This window comes from Massilia haematophila, assembly GCF_042647645.1.
GTDB lineage: Bacteria > Pseudomonadota > Gammaproteobacteria > Burkholderiales > Burkholderiaceae_D > Telluria > Telluria haematophila.
This window is the reverse complement of record NZ_JBHRVV010000001.1, coordinates 419402-439183: the sequence shown is the minus strand read 5'-3', so window position 1 is coordinate 439183 and position 19782 is coordinate 419402. Positions and strand designations below refer to the sequence as shown.

Below are 19782 nucleotides of genomic sequence, written 5' to 3'. Positions count from 1 at the left end.
AGCGCCGGGCCTTCAGGCAGCCGCAAGACTGTCTCCCGTACGAACGAACAGCACACTGCCGGCGAGACACCTAACACCTCAAATTACAGCTCCTGTCCATCTACCGCGCGGCGAAGCCCGCGACCTTGGTGGCTCCGCGTGCCCAGATAAAAGCAACGGCCTATACGCTCCACATCAACTTAAGCGAGCACCAACATGGCCAAGACAACTGTAGACGAGACTGAAACGTTCGAGGAGCGCACGTACTATGCGAACAAAACGCTGCCGAAGTTGTATGCAAATTCCTTTGCTCTAGCCACCGCCATGCTCAAATCGAACCTTTTCCGTCCCGGTTCAGGCAAACGCGTGGTCTTTAGCGACTACACCAAGCTGAACGTCACGGGAGGCTGGACGCTGGAATACAAAGGCGAAGAGCTACGGCAAGATGACCAGCGACTGCTGCTGGCGCTCATCAAACTCCGCAGTGGCCAGGTTGTGTCCAATGTCATTACGTTCATTCCGCGCACGTTCTGTCGATGTGAAGACACGTTGAATTGGGCCGACAGCAGCGACAGCACAAAGAGGCTCAATGAATCGCCCCGGGTTTTGTAGAGGCTCCATTGTTTGAGAGAATGGAGCTATGAAAAAGCAACCCAAGTATTCCCCTGAAGTCATCGAGCGCGCCGTGCGCATGGTCAGCGAAGCCGGCAGCCAGTACGAGTCGCAGTGGGCCGCAATCACGTCGATCGCTGCCAAGATTGGCTGCACACCGGAGACACTGCGCCGTTGGGTACGCCAGCAGGAGCGTGATACCGGCCAGCGTCCCGGACCCACTACCGCCGAAGATGAGCGCGTCAAGGCGCTCGAGCGAGAAGTGCGCGAGCTACGCAAGGCAAATGAGATCCTGCGCTTGGCGAGTGCGTTTTTCGCCCAGGCGGAGCTCGGCCGCCACTTCAAGCCGTGAGGGCTTTCATCGACCGGTACCGCCATGCCTACGGTGTCGAGCCGATCTGCAAGGTGATGCAGGTCGCGCCGTCGGGCTACTGGCGCCACGCTGCGCAGCAACGCAACCCGTCACTGCGCTGTGCCCGTGTCCAGCGCGACGACGTGCTGAGCGTCGACATCGAGCGTGTCTGGCAGGCGAACCTGCAAGTCTACGGGGCCGACAAGGTTTGGCGCCAACTGCGGCGTGAAGGAACTGACGTGGCCCGCTGCACCGTGGAGCGCCTGATGCGCAAGGCCGGGCTGCGTGGAGTCATGCAAGGGAAGGTCGTGCGTACGACTGTGGCCGATGCGAAGGCGCCATGCCCGCTCGACCGCGTCAACCGCCAGTTCAAGGCGCAGCGACCGAACCAGCTGTGGGTCTCGGACTTCACGTACGTCTCGACTTGGCAGGGTTTTGTCTACGTCGCCTTCGTCATCGACGTCTTCGCCCGGCGAATCGTCGGCTGGCGAGTCAGCAGTTCGATGCGGACCGACTTCGTGCTCGACGCACTGGAACAGGCGCTGTATGCGCGTCAGCCGGAACGAAACGAGCTCGTGCACCATAGCGACAGGGGCTCGCAATACGTGTCGATAAAGTACAGCGAGCGTCTGGCGGAAGCCGGCATTGAGCCGTCTGTGGGCAGCAAGGGTGACAGTTACGACAATGCCCTGGCTGAGACGATCAACGGGCTCTACAAGGCTGAGCTGATCCACCGCCGCGCTCCCTGGAAAACGCGCGAGGCCGTCGAACTGGCCACGCTCGAATGGGTGTCCTGGTTCAATCACCACCGCCTACTCGCACCGCTCGGCTATATACCGCCAGCCGAAGCTGAGGCAAACTATTACAAGCAACTGAGCAGTCAAGCCATTCCGGCCTGACTCACACTAACCGGCCTCCACGAAAGCCGGGGCGATTCACAAAGCGTCTATAAAACGCCTGCATGACGCCCGTGTGCGCCTCATCCGCGACGATGGCATCGAGTACCTCTATTCCTTTATCAGCGATGCAATGCTTGAGAAGGAAAGCTGGAGCGTCATGCTATCGGACAGCATGGCCAAGATGTTCGATAGCCAAGTCACCTATATACAAGTGGACAAACGCTTGGCAATGAAAGATGGTCTTCTCGCTTGGATGTACGGCTTCATCAAAGCAGACGCCTGTCATGCCCCGATTGATTTGCGTTCGCTGCGCGCGCTGGCTGGTTCAACCTACACGCAAAAAGACTTCAACAAGCACCTGAAAATAGCGCTGGAGTCCCTAGTTGCGGTGGAGGTCATCCGTGAGTTTAAAATTGCCCGTAGCAAGCTGACGGTGAAAAAGGTCTTCAAGAGCTAGTGTACAAGCAGTTCACCAGAACCGCCGGCCCACGCCGGCATTTTTTTTGCGCGAACGTCCCAACTCGTCTAGGACAGCGGTAGCGCGGACGGCGAAAGTTTCCACCTTTTTGCCGTTCCCTCAGCAAAATACGTTACCGGTAACGGCGAAACTTTCTACCATTGGCGGCGAAAGTTTCCACCCGAGTAGCCGCAAAGCTAGTATCCATGCGGGTTCTAGCGGACCCAATACTGTATCCCTGGCTCGCGCATTTGCGCTCGCCCTGTCGCCGCCTGGCCGGCGGCTCTTCAATCCGTAATGCACGAACGCGGCAAACTGCTTTCGCACGTTGTGAGATGTCATCGTAGCCCGCATCTGATATTTGGGATGCCAAAGCTTTCGGCCCGGAAAAGACCTCCCTTCACGCTTTCTAAGAATGCCGATGCCTTCGAGAGCGGAAAATACTTGTAGTGGTTGGCAGAGGGAGGTGCGCCAATCAAAGGAGGCCCTAACGATTCCATACCCCGCCAGGGCGAGCGGGAACCGCTCGCATCGCAGGCGTGCTTCCCAGGGGTTAAAACCTCTTACCGCCGCTATGCGGCGTCCCTGTGCTCTTCAGGCCTTCAGGCCTGGCTATCCACGTCAACCATCCCAAATCTCTGGATAGGTGGCTCCATCCTTCCACACACGCTCGCCACATGCACGGGCGGCTGCTCTACCCCGTCTTTGTCATGGCACTGTTGGATGAACTAGAAAAGAGGAAGCCCACCAGTTGGTGGGCTTCCTTGTGGCCGTGGATTTTCGCTTTGTTTGAAGCTTGAAAGAGAACCGGCGGCGGAAAGCCGCCGGTATCCAATCATGAATCAAGGTAGGGTGCGAAGCCCCTGCGCTCGGTAACCGAGCATTTCCCTCGCCTTCACTGGCGGTTCATCGGGGTGCCATCCCCGATTTCCACCCCACAAAGTCATTGCCATCCTCATCTCGGTGCCACCCGACATGAGGTAATAGGCAGTTTCTGTGGACGGTGGGCGTCTTGTCATCGACGCCCGTTCCCCTTGAGCCCGGTGCCACCCGGGCTCTCGTTCATCACGAGTCTCGTCACGACTCTTCCGACTCGACCGCTGTATGCCAACGGCCGGCCGCTCAACCGCACGCTCCAGTTTGCATCTCGGGACTGACCCACCATTGCTGGCGGCCCGACCTTCATCGCGAGCAGTTGTCTCATAGGCGTTGGTTTCCGAGGTAGCCATGCTCCCCGGACCGCCGCCCATTTTGTTTTCGTTAGATACGTTGAGCTTGGCGAGCAGACCACCAGTCCCTCACTACACGTTCCGCTTTAGGGCGCATCTCCCCATTTCACACCCCCGAACCCATTAAGCGGGGTGTTACTCATTGCAGCATTCTCGGGTAGTTTCCAGGAATTCCAGGCACTGAAGGCCCTAGCTGGTTCTTACTCTCCCCATGCCCTCGCGGGCAATTACACGCTTTTGCTCCCGGCGAGGCAGACGACTTCCAGATGCGACCCTGGTCATCCTCTACTCCCGTGCCAGACTCCTCCACCGATTCCTACTCGGTTTCATGTCCGGCCCTGCAGGCTTCGACCAGTCAAATCTCTTTGACTAGCCTCGCGCTGCCCTGCCTGTCTACGTGGGGGCTTTTCGTCGTGCATCTGGGCCTTTTCAGGAGCGCCAGGTAGCACGCCGACGGCGGGCTCCAGCATCGCACATTCGCGACGCCATACCGCTTTCAACAAATCAGGAGCTTGCACCGGATGATGAGCCCGGTGGTCACAGGCATTCGCCCCGGCTGCACGAAATCATGCAGTCCGTCCGTTTCCGAATCGCACTGGTTCTGTGACACTTCCAGGATGAAGTAGAGGCGGGGGATTACTCCCAACGGAAAACCCGTTGGGGATTACTCCCCGCCCCCCTTCCGGCACGTGACGGGCGCCCTTTTAAGACGCATCACGCGCTGCGGCATCGGTGGCTAGCCGATGAACGCCGGAAGAAATGACGAGATAGTGAGCGAGGTCGGTTGGCGGCCGACCTGCTCACTGCATGACGAAGAACGTTGGCAATGGCAGGCGTTGGCAGCGCCGCGGACCTCGTGCGAAGTGTTGGCACATTTCACAACTTTCCTACGTTGTATAGCAACAGAGGCACCGTCAAAGATGTATGGGCGAGGAGACGCTCGCCCTCATGGAGAGCAGTGGCGTCTTCAGCCCGTAACGCGAACAGAGCGAAAGACTTCGCTAAGCTGTACAGCGGCTGCCCGCCTGTCGCCCATGTCCACGAGCCTGTCGAGTGCTCTCAGCAGCTTCTGCGCCGTCGCCAAGGGCATGGGTTGCTGCCGCTCACTGAAGCGCTGAATCAGCCCCGACAGCCGCCCCGGCAACTGCGTGTTGCGCCATCCCGGAGGGGTGCCCTCTCCAACCAAGACGTGCTCAAGATTGTCGACGAAGTGTTGAACTGGATAGTGTTCGAAGCTGCTTTCGCAAAGGCTCATCCACGCGCGTGCAACGAAGGTGACAGAACCGTGGGCACGCAGTATCGGTTCGAAAATTGGAACCACAGCTCCAACTTCGGCCCAGTTTCGGTTCGCAAAGCGAACTGCCCCGCCTGCATACCCGAGGTCGGCGAAGAACAGATGCTTGACGATGTCGACGAAGTCCTGCTCTGAGTGCCCGCCGTGACCGGCGTGGCTCCAATCCCGATAGGCCAGAACGCGCTGCGTGACGACAGAGAGCAACTCCAAGGCGTTTTGAGGAATCTCTGGACTGTCCGCCACGTGGTCAATCAGATAACCAGTGAACCATTCACCGAGGCTCGCAAAGGTCTCGTCATTGGTAGCAATGGCAGGTTGCAAGAACCGCCGTGTACCCTCCTCTACGGGAAGTTTCAGCGCGACCTGGGCCAGGAATCGGTAGAGATGACTACGCCACTCGAAGTAGTCCGGACCGTGGGTCCTATCAAGGTCTCGCCTGCTTCTCGCCCAGGCAGGCGCGATTCGCTCGACGGTCCACTTGGCCAGGCCCTCGCACCAGTCGAGGAACAGCGCCGCGTGCGCTTGGTCCGCCAATGCGGCTTCCAAAGGGATGACCTGCAGAACTTTCTCGAGGAGCGAGGTGTCGACGTGCACTGGGTTGACCTGCCACTCGGCATCGACAGTGCGACCACGTTGCCGGCGAGCCTGAACAGCCTCGCCGTCAGTAATCAATACCCAGGGCTCAGGCCATGTGGGCAGGGGGCCGGCCACAGGCGCTCCATCTTGGAGACGTTGGAGTTCTCCGGCGACTACCTGCCGGATTCGCGCGTAGTTTCGTTCCTCTGCGTCTCCTTCTGGACCATACTGCACCTCGAAGAGCGATAGCGCCGTAGCCAACCGCATCGCTGCCCACGCAATGTCCGGATACCGCGACCAGGCACCCAGCAGGGCCCCGAATGCCGCGACTGCGATTTCCTCGTAGGGATGGGCGCACAGCTTCGTCAGGAAAGACTGCAGCGGCTTGACGTCCTCGTCGTCTTCAGCAACCGCAAACAATGCCCCCATCCCCTTGGCGGCGTAGAGCACTGGGTGGAACATAAGCTTCATGCTGCGGGTGAAAAACGGTTGCGGCACTTCCGGCGTCTGCGCAGCACGAGCGCACACTTCACCCGCCCATTGCAGGTGCGCTTCAGCCTTCTCAAGCAAGAGGATTGCCGCCACGCCAGCAACGGCCGATTGCCGTTGGTGCGCCGGCTCCGTGTGTTCATGTCCGGTGGCGAAAAGGTCTTCGAAGTCAAGCTCCTTTGCTGCTGTTGCAGCAGCTTCGAGCGTCAGTGACTCCTTCAGCTTGCCGTTGTCAAAGTAAGAGTGAACCCAGTTCAGAAGAGTGAGATAGCGCCCCATCTCGCTGTACCGAGCCTGCATCGTCTGAATGTCCTCGCCTGTTGCCTTAGGATTCTCGTGGGAGATTTCCACCGTGGATTCATCCTGACTGAGCTTTGCGCGATAGTTCTCTTGCTTGCCAAGCTCCACCCATATCTCCGCTGTTCTTGCGAGGTCCGAACGCACTCCAGCGTTCTTTCGTTGCTCAGCGTAATCAAAGGGCAGGTCCCTCGAGAAGCCTTGGATGGCCGCAACCGCTTGCGCCCCTAGCTCTCCCCCCCTGAGCACCATGAGAGTGCCGAGCGAGCGGATATCTGCACGGCGCACGGGCCGTTCGTTGCCTTCCTTCACCGCCAAGCCGTGAGGTCTGTCCTGGGGCTTGATGAACCCGATAAGGTTCGCTGTCTGCGCCATGTCCTCCACCTGGCGCCGAATGTCCCAGTGCCAAAGCCGTTGATTCGTCGCGATGGGCAGAGTTATTGCGGAGGTGTGTTGCGCCTGCAGGGCGATGGCAGCGGCAACAGCGAGGGCACCCACGGACTTGTGCCCTTCCAAGACCGCCTTGAGGACGTCGTCAACTGGCGTGCCTTTCTCAAGCTCACGGAACGCCCACGCCTCAAGAGCCATCCAGCCTGAGTTGACGGTCGACGGCCCGAAGCTTCCACGTGCACCCAAGTAGACGCGGCTGTCACCCCAGAACACCTGCGTGCCCCACGGGAATTGCATGACGAGCGGGATAGGTGTTCCATCTTTCTCGTGGGAGAGCCGATGCAGTTGCCGCCATGACCGAATGGCGTGGTTGGCGACCTCTCGAACCAGGCGCCTACCCTGGTCCGGTGCTTGCTGCAGCAGCGAGTGGAACGGCTCCCTCGTCGGAGCCGCAGGGAAGAAGGAAAATTGGTCGTCGATGGAAAGATGGTCCCATTCGAAGTGGCCGAAGCTGTGTGACCCCAAGTAGTCCCGGCCTCGCATGTCCTTCTTTACAACCACGGGGAGGTTCTTGCGCACCGCGGACAGAGTGAAATCGACCAACTCCGCAGGGCAAGCACGCGAGAGAAATGGGGCATGTGTGAACACGGACTGCACGGCCTGGCGTGGCATCCGTTCCAGGCGCTGCAAATCGCGGAGGTACTGAGTGACCAAGGAGCCCTGAGTAAGCGAAGAGTTCAGCACCAACATGCGCAGCGCGGACTCGAGTTCGTCCAAACCATCCCGCGAGTCATCAATCTCGGTCCAGACCCCGCGGTCCATCGAGAACCCCCTTTGATGGCGTTGATGCTGGATGTGGTACAGCCAGGCGAGGCAGGTCTGAACGATGCGCTCGGACACCGGGTTTCGGTGGTGGGAGAACATGTTCTGCCAGACCCCGAACGCCGAGACCACGTCTGGAATCACACTGGTTGGAATGTCTGAAGCGTGGTCCAGAAGCCAGGTGCAGAAGCGAGCCCAGGCTGCGACGTCCGAAGGATGCCCCCACATGTCCGCGTACAGCATGCGTTTGGCGAGGTCGAGGTCAGGAGCGTCTGAGCGCTCGAGAATGGCCGTATTAGGCTTCGTCTTTTCAGCTTGGTACCAAACGACGACCTTGCGGACCCGCGAGTGGGCAGTGTCGAGCATCGCTCGGTCGAAGGCGGCAGAGTACTGCGAGAACGTCTCGAGGGAGAACGGCCCGGCCATCCACGCGCGCAGCCACTGGGAGCGAAGTCCCTGATTCCTCTCCAAGGTGGCCAAGTGGTTGGCCCAGTTCTCGCCGTGGGCAAGCTCTTCCTGGGAGAGCAGTTCGACGACCCGCCCAAGTGCTGGCGGCTCCCCAACTTCGCGAATGACGTCCGGCCAGGCGTCCTCCGCCCGAACCAAATGCTGCAGGAACGCCCATTCAAAGAAGATATCGTGGGAGAACTGCACGCTGTGTCCGCGCCTAACGGGTCGAACGATGCCGTCCGCCTCGAGTTCGGCGAGCGCCTGAGCATCGACATCGGCTATGGGGATACGCCTGCCGAGTTGATGTGCGCCTGTCTTGGCCAGCTGCACCAGGGCATTTCGCCGGTAGCCCACTCGCGTGGGGTCAGCGCCGTAGCCGCCGCGCTCCCACCACAGAGCCGCAAGGTCGACCTCAGACGTAGCCTGCGCGTTCGACGAGTCAAACTCCTTGGCAAGCACGGCCGCGAAAAAGGGCCGACGAACGACCGTGCGAACAGAATCACTGCCGAAAAGCAGCGGTCGAAGGGCTGGCTTTTCTTGCGCGAGTGCCTCAGCTTCCTCGTCATCGAAAGAGTCGATGTTCAGCGTCCGCACTCCTCTTGAGAACAGACGCGCAGGCAGCCAAGTGCGAAGCGGCTCCATTCCGGTGTCGCGCACTGTGGCCACGACGCACCATGCTGACAGCAACGGCGAGGAGTGGATGGTGTTCAGCAGGTCCAGGAGGATGCCACGGTGTTCGACCTCTACACGGTCAATACCGTCGACAAACAGCACGCTGCAGCCGGACGCGGAAACCTCCACCAGAAGCTCCTCCAAGTTGCCGAGCGTCATGCCCGCGGCGGCGGCGTACTGCGCCCACGTGCTCCCCCGTAGACGGTCGGACTTTAGGAAGAGGACAGTCCCAGAGGCAGCAAGTTGTTCGACCGCCGAGCGGAGAACAACCGACTTGCCCGCACCGGGCATGCCGCCAATCTGCAAAAAGCCAGGCAACTTTGCAGCCTCGACCACCGCTTTAACGCTGGTGGCGCGCGGCACACTCAAGCCAGAGATGCTGTTCGTGATTTCGGCAGCGGCAAGTCGGCTCTCCTGCTGTATGGCTTGCAGTGCTGCTTGCGCACTCGGCGCTCCAGCAAGCCGGAAAGCGCCGTTCAGGCGAGCGACGAGCGTCTTGCGGTCGTACCCTGCAGCGCGCCCTTGCGAAACGCGCACCAACGCCAGCAACCGGCGCCACAGGTCGTCAGCGCGGGGACGGTCCACTGGAGCCAAGACGTTAGCAAGACCAGCAACTGTCTGCGCCTCGGTCGGTGAGCCTTCGGTCAGCAAGTCCAGGCGTATAAGGACGAAGTGACTCAGCAGTTTGTGGGTGGCTACATCAAGCTCGCCGGGCACCACCTTGGACGAGAGGATGTCGCGAACCGCCTCGAACTGTGAGAGCTTGTCTCCCGCGGCACCATCGGTCTGCAGCTTACGGACGAACTGTTCCGAGGAGCTTTCTGCCCGCGCCCATTCACAAAGCGTCTCGAAGCTCCTCTTGGCTGCGTCCGAGATTTCGCCGACGATGACGCCCACCCTGTCCAACGAAGCTTGAAATCCCGCGCCCGAGAGCGTTTCGTAAGCGCGCTCAATCGTCTCTCGGAAGTCAGTGTTCGTGCTCGCCGCACTGATTACCAGCTTGCGCTTGACCTGGGCGCTGAAGGTTATCGAGACCTCGTCGGCACCTTCTGCCCGAACGATGAGGTCGTCCAGCGGCTGCCCGAACGCACCTTGCTGGACGGAGACATGTCTGACGACGCGGCCCGGCAGGCCTGGCGCTGTTGTCTCGCAGAGCAGCGCTGCTGCGTATACCGAAGAAACAGCATCCTCGAAGCTGAAGCCTTGGCCGCCGGTGAGTTCGGGTGAAGTCCCGCTTGGTGCTGATTGGGTGCCCAAGGTCTGCTGACCGTCACTGATTTGGTCTATTGTCATTGCCAGCTATGCAGTCAAATTCTATGTGGGCGCCATTAAGAGCAATGCCGTCGGCTGCTTGTAAACCGGACGTCCGCCTTCCCTGTTACCGCGGCGGGGACGTTTGTGCGGCTGCGCCCGCCACCAATATTGTAAGGGATGCTACGCCGCGCAAAATCGTGTCGGCAGCCAATGATAATCGCTGAGAGCGTATAACCGCGCAAATCCGCCGGTATGCCGGTCCTCATGTCCGGTACGACCGCACAGATTGCGCGGTAGGTTTGGAGACAGCATGGCGATTCTGTCGAATCGCGAAAAATTTTCAGGAGGGTTCGTTCGAGCCGAATCCTCCTGAAAATTTTTTAATGGGTTCATAGTCTGCCGGCAGCCCTCTGTCTCCAAACCGCCCCTGCTGAAGCGAAGTGACTATACGAGAGGTATCTGTCTACAAATCAGCAGGAGCCCTCTTGATGTCAACAAAACTCGAGCCCCTTGGCTTGGCCGTACCGCGAAACCAGACTGCCCTAATGCAGCATCTCCAGCTTCTTGCTGGGAGAGAGGGGCACCGGATGTGGTGCGGCGGGGTCATAGACCGCGCAAAACTGGCGGCATTCGTCACGAAAATGGCGGTACGTTACCCCATTGCCCGCAGCACGCGACAGCGCACCTACGACCGCACACGCGGCGTCGCAGTCGTGCACTTTGTGGCCTACCCCGTAGGCGAAAAAGTGCACTGGTGGCTCCTCTCTGATTCCGGCAAAGGGGGCCTCGCCGACCCGGCAAGCGAAGATGCTCGCGTTGCTCGCGATGCGATGTCCGCCGACGGGCACATCACCTTCGGCGACTACGTGTTGCTGTATGCGACGAAGCGGGAGTGGCGCGAGCTGGAGTGCCCGAAAACGAAGAAATCTCGCGGTTTTCACAAGCAGACTTCGACCTGGACTTGGAAGCTACGCAGTGAAATTGTCCGCGAACTGAAGCTTGGAATCGAGCGTTGCTGTGAACAATTGGAGTACGGGAGCGAAGGTGGAAATGGGCATAAGGTCTGGGGCCTGCGGGGGCTGTTAGCCTCGACGCGGACACGTCCTCTCTTCTCCGGCGTGCGCTCACAGGTGCTGGGACTGCACCGCGAGGCGATAGACCTGTGGAAGCCGAGGCAAAAGCTTTGGTGCGACCGCCATTCTGGCTACGTCAAGCAATACGGGCAGGCCGCCGGGGCCCTAATTCCTGTTCGGGAGCTGTTAGCAACGCGCATGCCGAAGATGATTCGCATTCGAGTCTTCGATGACCCGCCTATGACCTTGGCAGACCTGGTCACGGCTATCCCGACGGTGGCGCCGGCCGTACTGAAGGAGGACTGACAATGCCCCCCATCAAATGCAAACAGCGCAAAGGTAGCAGGAAGGTTCCCCTCGTACGTTATCCCTACTCTGAGGTGCGGAGGCGAGGCGTTACGGATACTTACGGCTGCATCCCACTGGATGCAGACCCAGACGACGTCAAAGCTTATATCGAAATCTCAGAGCAATACCGCAGTCGGAGCATTGAAGATTTGTTCACAGTGGACGATTTGGTCTACATCCGCGGTTGGCTACTGAAACATGGAGACCCGATTGCAATGGCACGGCGACAGGCACGAGATGCGAAAGTGGAAAGAGCGCTGCTCGAGCGGCTCCGGACAAACACAGAAACGGAACAGGACCCAGTCGTCCAAGTCGCTAAGCTGCTACCCGCCGCCGGTGAGATGCTGCGCACACTTGCTGAAGAATGCCGCTCGCGTGGACAGGAGCCGTGGGACTCCCTACGTAAGCCTTACATGGAGGTTTATGAAGCCATCAAATGCTTCGAACAGTCAGCCAAAGAGGCTGGCGCCACCAAAAGGCGTAGCAAATCCTCTGATGAGGTATCAGCATAGAACCCGGCGCGGCAAATTTAAGGCATTGCTGCCCCGCCGGTAGTTGCACGTTGAGCAGATGATTAGCACCAAGTGACAAGGCCTTGAACAATCGATGGCCAATCCTCTGTCCGAAAACGCTGCGCAAAGTCCAGGGCTTCGGCTACGATGGGGCGTACTGACCACGGGACCGGACCTTGGAAAATGAGCCACCGGACCAAGAGCGGCAGCGCCAACTCGACTTGATGCGGCGGATGCGGACGTGCTTGTTCAGGATAGTGCTGGGCTCGACGCCGGACCGCAGCGCGAAGCCTAGGCGATGCCAAGCAAGCAGAAGAGGAAGAGGAAATCGGACGGTCTCTCCACATCATTTACATCACCGCTGCCCTCGCTGGTGAGAGAAACCCTGCCCTCTAAAACGCGCGCGGAGGTCGCTGGCAAGTATGTGACGACTGAACTGTGCCCGGACGGCACCCATTAAGTGAAGTGATGGGCCTCTTCACGCATTACTCTCCTAGCTACCGCCGCGGTCATTCGCCCTCAATCCATGCAGTGCTGGCCTATCTGCTGGCCCACCCTGGCGTCTCCGCTGTCTGGTAGAGAAGCAACTATTGGGAGGTGCCAGAACGTAGAACCTCCGAAAAGCTGCTGCAGTACACCGCAAACTACGTGTGGAGCCCAGGCGCCTTTTCGAGGGCGCATACGGCGCTGGCAAGACAAACGCCTACCTGTGGTCTGTCGGGCTGGCGTGAGGCGCGAAGACCAGTAACCCGCAAGCTCCTCAGTAGGGGCTTTTCTTTCGTCCTGCTGCCAAGTTTTCACGTGAAAAGTCTTCACGCCTACTCCCGCTGCTTGGCTTTGTGCTCAGCCAGCAATTTGTGAAAATGTCGCTCCATGGCTTCAGCTTCTGCCACCTTGGCTGCATATTCCTGTTGCGTCGCTGGCCGTCGCCCGTACGCGTCCTGAAACATGAATCTGCCGTCGTTCAGCTTGACAAGGATTTCCCCGCCGCTCTTATATGTACTCATCCGGTCCGGACGCAGGAACCGCCCTAGCTTATTCCACATCCGATTTTTGACGTGCTTCTCAGGGTAAAGCCCGTCAAGCGTACCCGCTCCAATGTATTTGTCCGCTCGCTGTTTAATAATGTAGTTGACCTCTGCGACTTGCGCATCGGTCAGTTCCCGGTCTCGAATGCACTTATCGTATCGCATCAGCGAGCTATCAAAATGGCGAGCATTGGTTCGCGGCTTGCATGCGGCGGCTTGAGCGAATCCCTCGGAGGCCTCCAGATGTGTCAGGACAAACAGATGGTCTTGGTCGAGCGGGAACAGCGTTTGGGTTCCAATCCACCCATGCTGCGGGTCTGGCGTCTGTTGACCAGATGTCGAAACAGGAAAGACGTGTGGATTGAAAAACGTTACCGGATGGTCGGAAAAGATGAACTTGTGCTTCGAGTTTTTAGCCGAGACGATTTCCCATACGCTCTCGACCCACATCACACAATGCATTTGCCGCCACTCTTGCATTAGATACATGAGCTGCATTTGGGTCTTGGTTTTGCCCATCTCTTTCAGCCAGCGCAAGCCCTTCGGCGTTCGCAGACGCAACGCATCCATGAACTCGAAAACATAGCGATGGAGCTCGTGAATCCGACTCCAATCGCTGGCCAAGAAAGCCTCGATGGCCTTGGCCCCCTCGGTATCAATCTCTCCGAACAGCAGGCGCTCGATATCGTCGTTCGGCTTACCAAAGGCTTCAACCGTGTACAAGTGCTTCTCGAAGAAGACTGCCCCTGGGCCCTTCTTGAAAACGGATTTGGCCGTCGAATAGCCCCCCTTTGGGAGTGGAAATCGCTCTGGGCACTTGTCAAGGACGTAGAGCTGGGTCTCCCCTTCCGCAAGGAAGCCTTTTTGGTACCACTGCGGCACGTAGTGATGTTTGATGCTGGTCGACATAAGTGGAACTCGCAATGCTGTTGACCAACTATACCTCAAGCACAGCGAACCTTGGCCAGGCTCATTGGCTGTGAGTCGGCGCATGCTAACAGTAGACCAACACACTAAATCTGCACCTGCTATGTCTGGCGACCGTTCTCGCACAGCTCAATCTCTCAGCCCTGAAGGGCGTCAAGCGGCTGAAGCGGCCACCGACCGTGTGAGCAATCGGGTTCTAACGCGACGGCTGCAGGAAGAGCGACAATGGTGCCGCTTTTCCTTCTTACAGTTCCCGTAATGAAACGCAAGACCGACGACCGGGACACGCCCAGCGAGCGCCGTGAACCAGACGGCACGATGTACCGTACTGTGTCATGCATCTGCCAAACCTGAATAGCTTGCCAAAGACGTCGGCACCTTTAGCCTAGACGAAGTCCGAGCGTCTGATGCGCAAAGCTAATTGAAATCCTGGCCGGCTTCGAAAGGAGGTACGTGAGCTGAACACGGCCACCGTACGGTCGGGGGAACGCGACCTCACAAGGCCAGTCTCGCCGCAGGGCCTTAGCTCGCTGGCCTTCGCAACGTTATAAAGTCGCATTTGCCCTACTCTTACCGGATACATCGGGAAGCTCAACACTAGGAAAGGAAGAACTCAGATGTGGAAAAGGACGTCCTTTGAACGGCAGAAGCTCTTCGACGAAGTGTGGACTACGCCAGTAAAAACCCTTGCGAAGACCTACGGGTTGTCCGATGTGGGGCTCCGGAAAATCTGTATGACGCTGGACGTTCCGATGCCGCCCAGAGGGTACTGGGCGAAGCTTGCGGCCGGCAAGCCGATTCCTAAACCGGTACTGCATGAGACTACCGTTCCCACAACGTACGAGCGAATCATCAATGTTGTCGAGGTAGATGGTGTATTGGAAAAGCGTGTGGCTGAAGCTCAAAGCACCGCGACTAACTCCGAAAAGTCAGAAAGCCCAGACTACGTGGCACCCCTTGAATCGACCGCCTTTTCTCCTCAAGCGAAGCTGGTCAGACGAGCACTCAAAAGTACCAAACTTGAAGAAGGCGCATTGAACTCGCTGGGGGTTACGTGGGTAGATATTTCTGTATCTCAAGAACAGAAAGAACGAGCAATTATGCTCGTAGACAGATTCGCGCATCAGCTCGAAGTATTGGGCGCGAAATTTGAGAACTCACATCCGCCTGTATCTCCCTTACGTCGAGGGATGCGCCGCGACACAAGCAGTAAGCGAAATTGCTTCATTTTGCATGGACGGCACTTCTTCATTTACATACGAGAACGAATTGCGCAGGAGTTGGTACCGCCACCCGCACTAAAACCGCAGAAGACACCGCGCGGTGTAGCACGGCAGTCAACTTGGGAATATCGCCCGCCAAAGTATCGCTATATCCCAACAGGGAAAGTAAACCTCTCCATTGTAGACGCTACGACCTACTACGAGAGCTGCAAAGTCGAGGATACCGCTCGTGGGACGATTGAAACCAAAGTGAAAAAGGCCCTCCAGTCCGTCGCAGATTCGGCCATTCGTCGCAATGTCGAGAACGAAGTGCGAGCGGAGCGCGAACGAGCTCGCCAGAAGAAGGCAGACGAGTGGGAAGCCGCAAAAGCGAACAAAGACTCACTACTGGCAAAGCTTGCTGAATTCGAAAAGATGTCAAAGGACCTCGACCGTGCGCGGTCACTTCGCCGCTTGATGGAAGATGTGTCAGCGAACCAGGCTACAGCACCAGCAGAACTTACCGGCAGCCTTGAGCTGATGGCACGTATGGCCGACTGGCTCGACCCACTTATTAAAGCTCCATGGCCTGAAGTTGACTCAGTCGGGGACAAAAATCCTTTCAAAGTTTTCTGGTAATTTCTGAACCAGCGCGTCTTGCACACGCTTTGTTCTCCGCAAGTAATAGTGAAGCGGCGACACGCGGCGAGGGCCTACATTGCCATCGGATGCTCCCATTACAAATGGTTGTCTCGCCCTTTCGATATTCGTCACCTGCGGTAGGCGGAAATCGGGTCCGACTCCGCATCTTGCGCTTCCTCGCTAAAGATAATTTCATGTATCTGTCTGCAGCGAAAGCTTCTATTTGGCGCAAAACATGTAAAGTACCAGTTCAAACAACCCACAAATATCAACAACAAGTAGAATGTTGCCATTCATCTCCCCATCTCCCTTTACAGAAACGTGGTTGAACAAGAATGCCACCCGACAGGCACCAGAGGATTTTGAGCCCACTGTGAGGGCTGCAGGTAAAAAGCCTATCTTCCATTGTTCCGATTTGAAATCGGCCCAATCGATTTATAAGGAAGCGGCGATTTATGGTACCGATATTGTAAATTCCGCACATTTTCACTACACCAGACAGGGTGCCCGCGGACAGGCGGAGCGCTATGGAATTTTCTTAGGTTTTGAATGGGGCGGCAGCGTGGTGAAGGTTGACGTCATCGCCGACTCTACAACCCATGGTGACCAGCGACCAAACATCCTTTTTGACGTCCCCATATCCGAATTCGATGACAGAACTTGGGAATTGCGGCTATACCCTGGTACAGTTGGCTTAATGCTCAGTTATATCGAGATAGGCCGCACCGGCTACCTGCTTCATGCCCCTTTATGTATCAAGGTTATAGATGACAGATGACTGCAGAGAAGGCAGCCGCTACGTTTCTATAATCCAGCATCGCGCGCTCCATTCCTAGGAATGGAGCGAATCCCCTCACGAGCCTTAGAATAGAATGCGGCGACCAGTACTAAGGGGTATGGTCGCCGCAGAATCAGTTACAGGAGCTTGAAAGCGACGTGGTCAGTGCCGGCTGTACCGCTCATTTGCCCTCCTATGTTGCATTCACCTGCATGGCTTTCAGGTATTGGCGCCGGAAGACTGGAATCTCGTTCGGCAGCGTCACACTCTCCAGCACGCATAGGTGAACCTGTGATGACGCTTGCAGTATGTGGCGTAGGGCACCGAAAAACTGCCCTGCCTCTACCTCGTCGCCCGCTTCCACGACCGCGATAGCCTCATGTGTCTTCGCGTCGGACACCATGAAATACCCACAGTCCGGCGTCAGCGCGAACATCGGTTCCCTTGCCATCATTCCTGCTCTCCAGGCGCTACATTCTCGTCTCTTGCGACGGTCAAGCAGTGCTGCATTGGCACGATAACCGAAACGCTCAAATCGGTTAGTGACACACCCTTGTAAACGCTTGGAATCGTTTCTGGTCGGCTGACCGCATGGATTGCTTCAATCACCTCTGCCAAAGTCTCTTCGACACCGACGCGCCGGTTTTGCTGACACATTTCGACGAGCGGAGCGATGTTACGCCAAGACAGCTTGTTCTGCAGCACTATCGCTTGTGTCTGCCCTTCTCGACCGAGCATAGTTTGGATTGGTTGCCGCTCAAGGGCTTCCAAGAACTCGACGACACAAGGCTCGTAGAGTGGCAGCAGGTACCGATGCTGCGCGCCGCCAAGCTGCTGTGTGATAGTCGCAAAAGCCCCGTCGGCAGGTCCAACAAACCCAGACAAGCGAATGTCTACACCATTGCCATGTTCGATGATGGCGTCGAACATAGAAGCCTTGACATCGCCACACAGGCACCAGCCCGGGTGTAGGCTGGGAATCCCCTTGCGCTGGTAGATGGCCTCTTGTACTTCAGATGGCGCCATTAGGCGGCCATAGCTGGCCATCGACCCGTAAAGTTCGACCGATTCGAAGTTCATATTGTCCTCTATAAAAAGTGCGCTCCGATTGGCGCACTTCGTATAGCAACAACCGTGGTCACCCTTGACAACCTCTCTGACAAACTTCAGCTTTTTTGTTACATGCACATAAGGAAGCTCAGAGCGCAGCACTTTAGTTAGGACTACCTCTCATCAGAATGGACGGTGCCGCCCCTGGCTTTATGTTACGGGCGCGCTTGCTCGCGCTCTGCTCGTACTTCATTCTCAACCTGACGACGGAGAGCTGAGTCGAAGACCGACTGGACAGCCTGCTTTACTTTGTGTTCGATGGTTCCGCAAGCGGTGTCCTCGGCCTTGTGGCTTTCACAGTAAGTTATGGCATCGACAATCGATACATGCACCGTCCCGCTGAGTAACGGCCACCTATGTAACACACAGCCCGGCTAGCCCGGGTTGTTATGACTTCCGCCAGTCCGAGAATTTTACGGGCAGCGTGACGTCCACGAAATCAACCTGGCTAAGGTAAGGCAGAACGTCTTTTGGCCCATACCCTGCACCATAGCCTTGTTCGCTGCCGGTACTTCGGAAGAACTTTTGGTCTGCATCGCGGGGAAGTAATCGTCCGGACAAGAAATTAGCAAGGCCGGCAGGCCATGATTTCGCCACGGCTTGCGCACTTCTCAGCTGGTCTTCAAACAGGTGCCGGAAAGAGTGAGAGCCGTACCCGTTGCCGAAGCCGAGTGTGTCGCGTACGAAGCGCAAGAAGGCTTGCTCGAACGCCCGCCCCCACATCGGCGATTTCCCACCGGGCTCCGGTAATGACGACGCGAACAATGGGCCAATGCCGCCAAGTTCCGCGCGCCGCTCCTTCACGTAATCCATGAAGCCTAGCTCGACGAGCCGAGGGTGAATGGGTATCGTCCGCAAGACGGTCGGCTTCTTGACGCTGCGGCGAGGCAGTTCTTGCTGATTCGTCTTCTCGCTAGCAGATTGAGCAATCTCAATTTGAAATGTAATGCAATCGACGCCGCCAACGACAACAACGTCATTTGTCATCAACTGAAGGTACTCCCGAACCCGCGACCCGTGGAGCAGTCCGATTAACGGCGCGAAATATCGCACCGCCAAGTCATCTCGAGCCTTCCCGCGCAGTGCTTTCGTGCCAACCTTATACCACTCTGAACTGAACAGTTGGTTCAACTGGTCAGACGAAAAGGGGTAACGCGGCATTTGCCGTTTCGCTCTCTCATCTAACGATATCTTGGGAGTGATTTCGAGCTCAGTGACTGGATTGGCCGCAGACATATATTTCTTAGTTCGAGCAAACGAGAATATCTCCCGCAGACACCGCTTCACGTGTCCATCGACGTACCCCTGCGACCAAGGTTTAGGCTTAGCATTTCCGTTGAGGCGGGCATCGATAAAGTTGTATATGTCGTCTGAGGTAACGTCGTCGAACACGACGTCACCCTTGAACTCAATGAATTTTTGCCAAATTGATACCGCCATCGAAACCGGCTTCGGCCCATTAACTGTCGGAGTTTTATACTTTACGAAGGGTTCTACAATTGCCGAGAGCTTTTCGCCTACCACTACAGGTACCGGCACTGGGACCTCGACTTCGTCGCCGCGATTGCGCGCCACGATTAACTGCTGTGCTCGCTGCTCAACACGAGCAAACGCACGTACCAACTGCGGAAACAGCGGGTCGGTCACCGAGACACTATGGCCCTGAATTTCACACCACTCGAGGACCGTATCGACAACCACACGCCACTCCTTAGAGCCCTTGCCTTGGCTGAGTATGCTGCGCATCTGGGCATCGGTTGTCTGACTGAAAGCTTCGATGGCCCGAAGCTCTTCATCATTTAGCCCATCGTCAGACCACCGCTCATCGTCGTCTGAGAACACCCAGGAATGCAGGCGACTCGCGGTGACTTGGTCTATCAATGCCTGTGATAGGACCACCGGTTTCGATTGTCGTTCCAACAACTGGTCTTCGAGCGCGCGCCACTCCTCCAGTTTCCGAGCAACCATCTCAGCGCCGATGACGTTCGCCCGCCTCAGGTCCGCAGTGCCGGTAGATTTCCGATATTCGGCTTTGGGGAGGAGATGCTGGATGGCCCGTGGGGCAGTCATCCGGACGTAAAAATTTTTGCTGCGGCCGTCTTCACGGCGCTCAAGGTACTTGATTGGCACGAGGCTCGTTTCCTTGGTTTTGTCACACCGTTTTGTCACACCATCCCCTTTGGAGACCGCTAAAACAGTGTATTTTAAAGGAAATCAAGCACTTAGAGTGAAGTGGCGGAAGCGGTGAGATTCGAACTCACGAACGGGTTCCCCCGTCGGCAGTTTTCAAGACTGCTGCCTTCAACCACTCGGCCACGCTTCCTGTGAGGAACCGGCATTATACATAAATCATCCCGGCCCGGGCAGTAGCGCGGCGCCGGGCACGACTC

At 57.4% G+C, this 19782-nt stretch carries 11 protein-coding genes, 1 tRNA gene and 1 other annotated feature; of the genes, 6 read left to right on the top strand and 6 right to left on the bottom strand.

Annotated elements, in window-relative coordinates; translation table 11 throughout:
• Positions 1-195: 195 nt before the first annotated feature.
• The 3 genes from ACFOPH_RS01830 (at position 196) to ACFOPH_RS01820 (ending at position 2299) form a co-directional block, all read left to right on the top strand.
• A complete protein-coding gene (locus tag ACFOPH_RS01830) occupies positions 196-591 on the top strand; it encodes a hypothetical protein (protein ID WP_379733098.1) in 396 nt (131 codons plus the stop codon).
• A 28-nt stretch (positions 592-619) separates the two neighbouring features.
• A protein-coding gene (locus tag ACFOPH_RS01825) for an IS3 family transposase (RefSeq protein WP_379733096.1) occupies positions 620-1842 on the top strand; the annotation gives its coding sequence in 2 pieces (ribosomal slippage) (positions 620-908 and positions 908-1842; 1224 coding nt in all).
• Positions 898-1014, top strand: a sequence feature (AL1L pseudoknot). (Overlaps the previous gene by 117 nt.)
• Positions 1843-1915: 73 nt before the next feature.
• Positions 1916-2299 (top strand): hypothetical protein, encoded by a 384-nt coding sequence (locus tag ACFOPH_RS01820; protein ID WP_379733094.1) that lies wholly within the window; start codon positions 1916-1918, stop codon positions 2297-2299.
• 2196 nt (positions 2300-4495) lie between these two features.
• Here the strand turns inward: ACFOPH_RS01820 and ACFOPH_RS01815 are convergent.
• A complete protein-coding gene (locus tag ACFOPH_RS01815) occupies positions 4496-9811 on the bottom strand; it encodes a hypothetical protein (protein ID WP_379733092.1) in 5316 nt (1771 codons plus the stop codon).
• A 449-nt stretch (positions 9812-10260) separates the two neighbouring features.
• On the opposite strand from ACFOPH_RS01815, the gene ACFOPH_RS01810 reads away from it, so the two are divergent.
• On the top strand, positions 10261-11151 hold the full coding sequence (locus tag ACFOPH_RS01810) for a hypothetical protein (protein ID WP_379733090.1): 891 nt from the start codon (positions 10261-10263) through the stop codon (positions 11149-11151).
• Between the two features lie 1372 nt (positions 11152-12523).
• Here the strand turns inward: ACFOPH_RS01810 and ACFOPH_RS01805 are convergent.
• A complete protein-coding gene (locus tag ACFOPH_RS01805; protein ID WP_379733088.1) occupies positions 12524-13642 on the bottom strand; it encodes a DUF4238 domain-containing protein in 1119 nt (372 codons plus the stop codon).
• 635 nt (positions 13643-14277) lie between these two features.
• Here ACFOPH_RS01805 and ACFOPH_RS01800 point away from each other — a divergent pair.
• Together ACFOPH_RS01800 and ACFOPH_RS01795 are read left to right on the top strand one after the other, a co-directional pair.
• Positions 14278-15501 carry a hypothetical protein gene (locus ACFOPH_RS01800; RefSeq protein ID WP_379733086.1) on the top strand — a complete coding sequence of 408 codons (1224 nt, stop codon included), beginning with the start codon at positions 14278-14280 and terminating at the stop codon, positions 15499-15501.
• 328 nt (positions 15502-15829) lie between these two features.
• The gene (locus tag ACFOPH_RS01795) at positions 15830-16282 is read left to right on the top strand and encodes a hypothetical protein (protein WP_379733084.1); all 453 of its coding nucleotides are present in this window, start codon (positions 15830-15832) and stop codon (positions 16280-16282) included.
• 193 nt (positions 16283-16475) lie between these two features.
• Here the strand turns inward: ACFOPH_RS01795 and ACFOPH_RS01790 are convergent, their stop codons facing one another.
• The 4 genes from ACFOPH_RS01790 to ACFOPH_RS01775 form a co-directional block, all read right to left on the bottom strand.
• Complete coding sequence (locus tag ACFOPH_RS01790) at positions 16476-16736, bottom strand: hypothetical protein (RefSeq protein ID WP_379733082.1); 261 nt, start codon at positions 16734-16736, stop codon at positions 16476-16478.
• On the bottom strand, positions 16733-17362 hold the full coding sequence (locus ACFOPH_RS01785; protein WP_379733080.1) for a hypothetical protein: 630 nt from the start codon (positions 17360-17362) through the stop codon (positions 16733-16735). The genes ACFOPH_RS01790 and ACFOPH_RS01785 overlap by 4 nt, the downstream gene beginning before the upstream one ends.
• Before the next feature lie 417 nt (positions 17363-17779).
• Positions 17780-19522 carry a DUF6538 domain-containing protein gene (locus ACFOPH_RS01780; RefSeq protein ID WP_379733078.1) on the bottom strand — a complete coding sequence of 581 codons (1743 nt, stop codon included), beginning with the start codon at positions 19520-19522 and terminating at the stop codon, positions 17780-17782.
• A gap of 103 nt (positions 19523-19625) precedes the next feature.
• Positions 19626-19715 (bottom strand) — tRNA-Ser (locus ACFOPH_RS01775).
• Positions 19716-19782 lie beyond the last annotated feature (67 nt).

What these genes read in the sequence shown, in the direction of transcription:
- ACFOPH_RS01810 (WP_379733090.1), top strand. Translation starts at nt 10,261, where the DNA reads ATGTCAACAAAACTCGAGCCCCTTGGCTTGGCCGTACCGCGAAACCAG.
- ACFOPH_RS01790 (WP_379733082.1), bottom strand. Translation starts at nt 16,736, where the DNA reads ATGATGGCAAGGGAACCGATGTTCGCGCTGACGCCGGACTGTGGGTAT.
- ACFOPH_RS01785 (WP_379733080.1), bottom strand. Translation starts at nt 17,362, where the DNA reads ATGAACTTCGAATCGGTCGAACTTTACGGGTCGATGGCCAGCTATGGC.
- ACFOPH_RS01805 (WP_379733088.1), bottom strand. Translation starts at nt 13,642, where the DNA reads ATGTCGACCAGCATCAAACATCACTACGTGCCGCAGTGGTACCAAAAA.
- ACFOPH_RS01830 (WP_379733098.1), top strand. Translation starts at nt 196, where the DNA reads ATGGCCAAGACAACTGTAGACGAGACTGAAACGTTCGAGGAGCGCACG.
- ACFOPH_RS01815 (WP_379733092.1), bottom strand. Translation starts at nt 9,811, where the DNA reads ATGACAATAGACCAAATCAGTGACGGTCAGCAGACCTTGGGCACCCAA.
- ACFOPH_RS01800 (WP_379733086.1), top strand. Translation starts at nt 14,278, where the DNA reads ATGTGGAAAAGGACGTCCTTTGAACGGCAGAAGCTCTTCGACGAAGTG.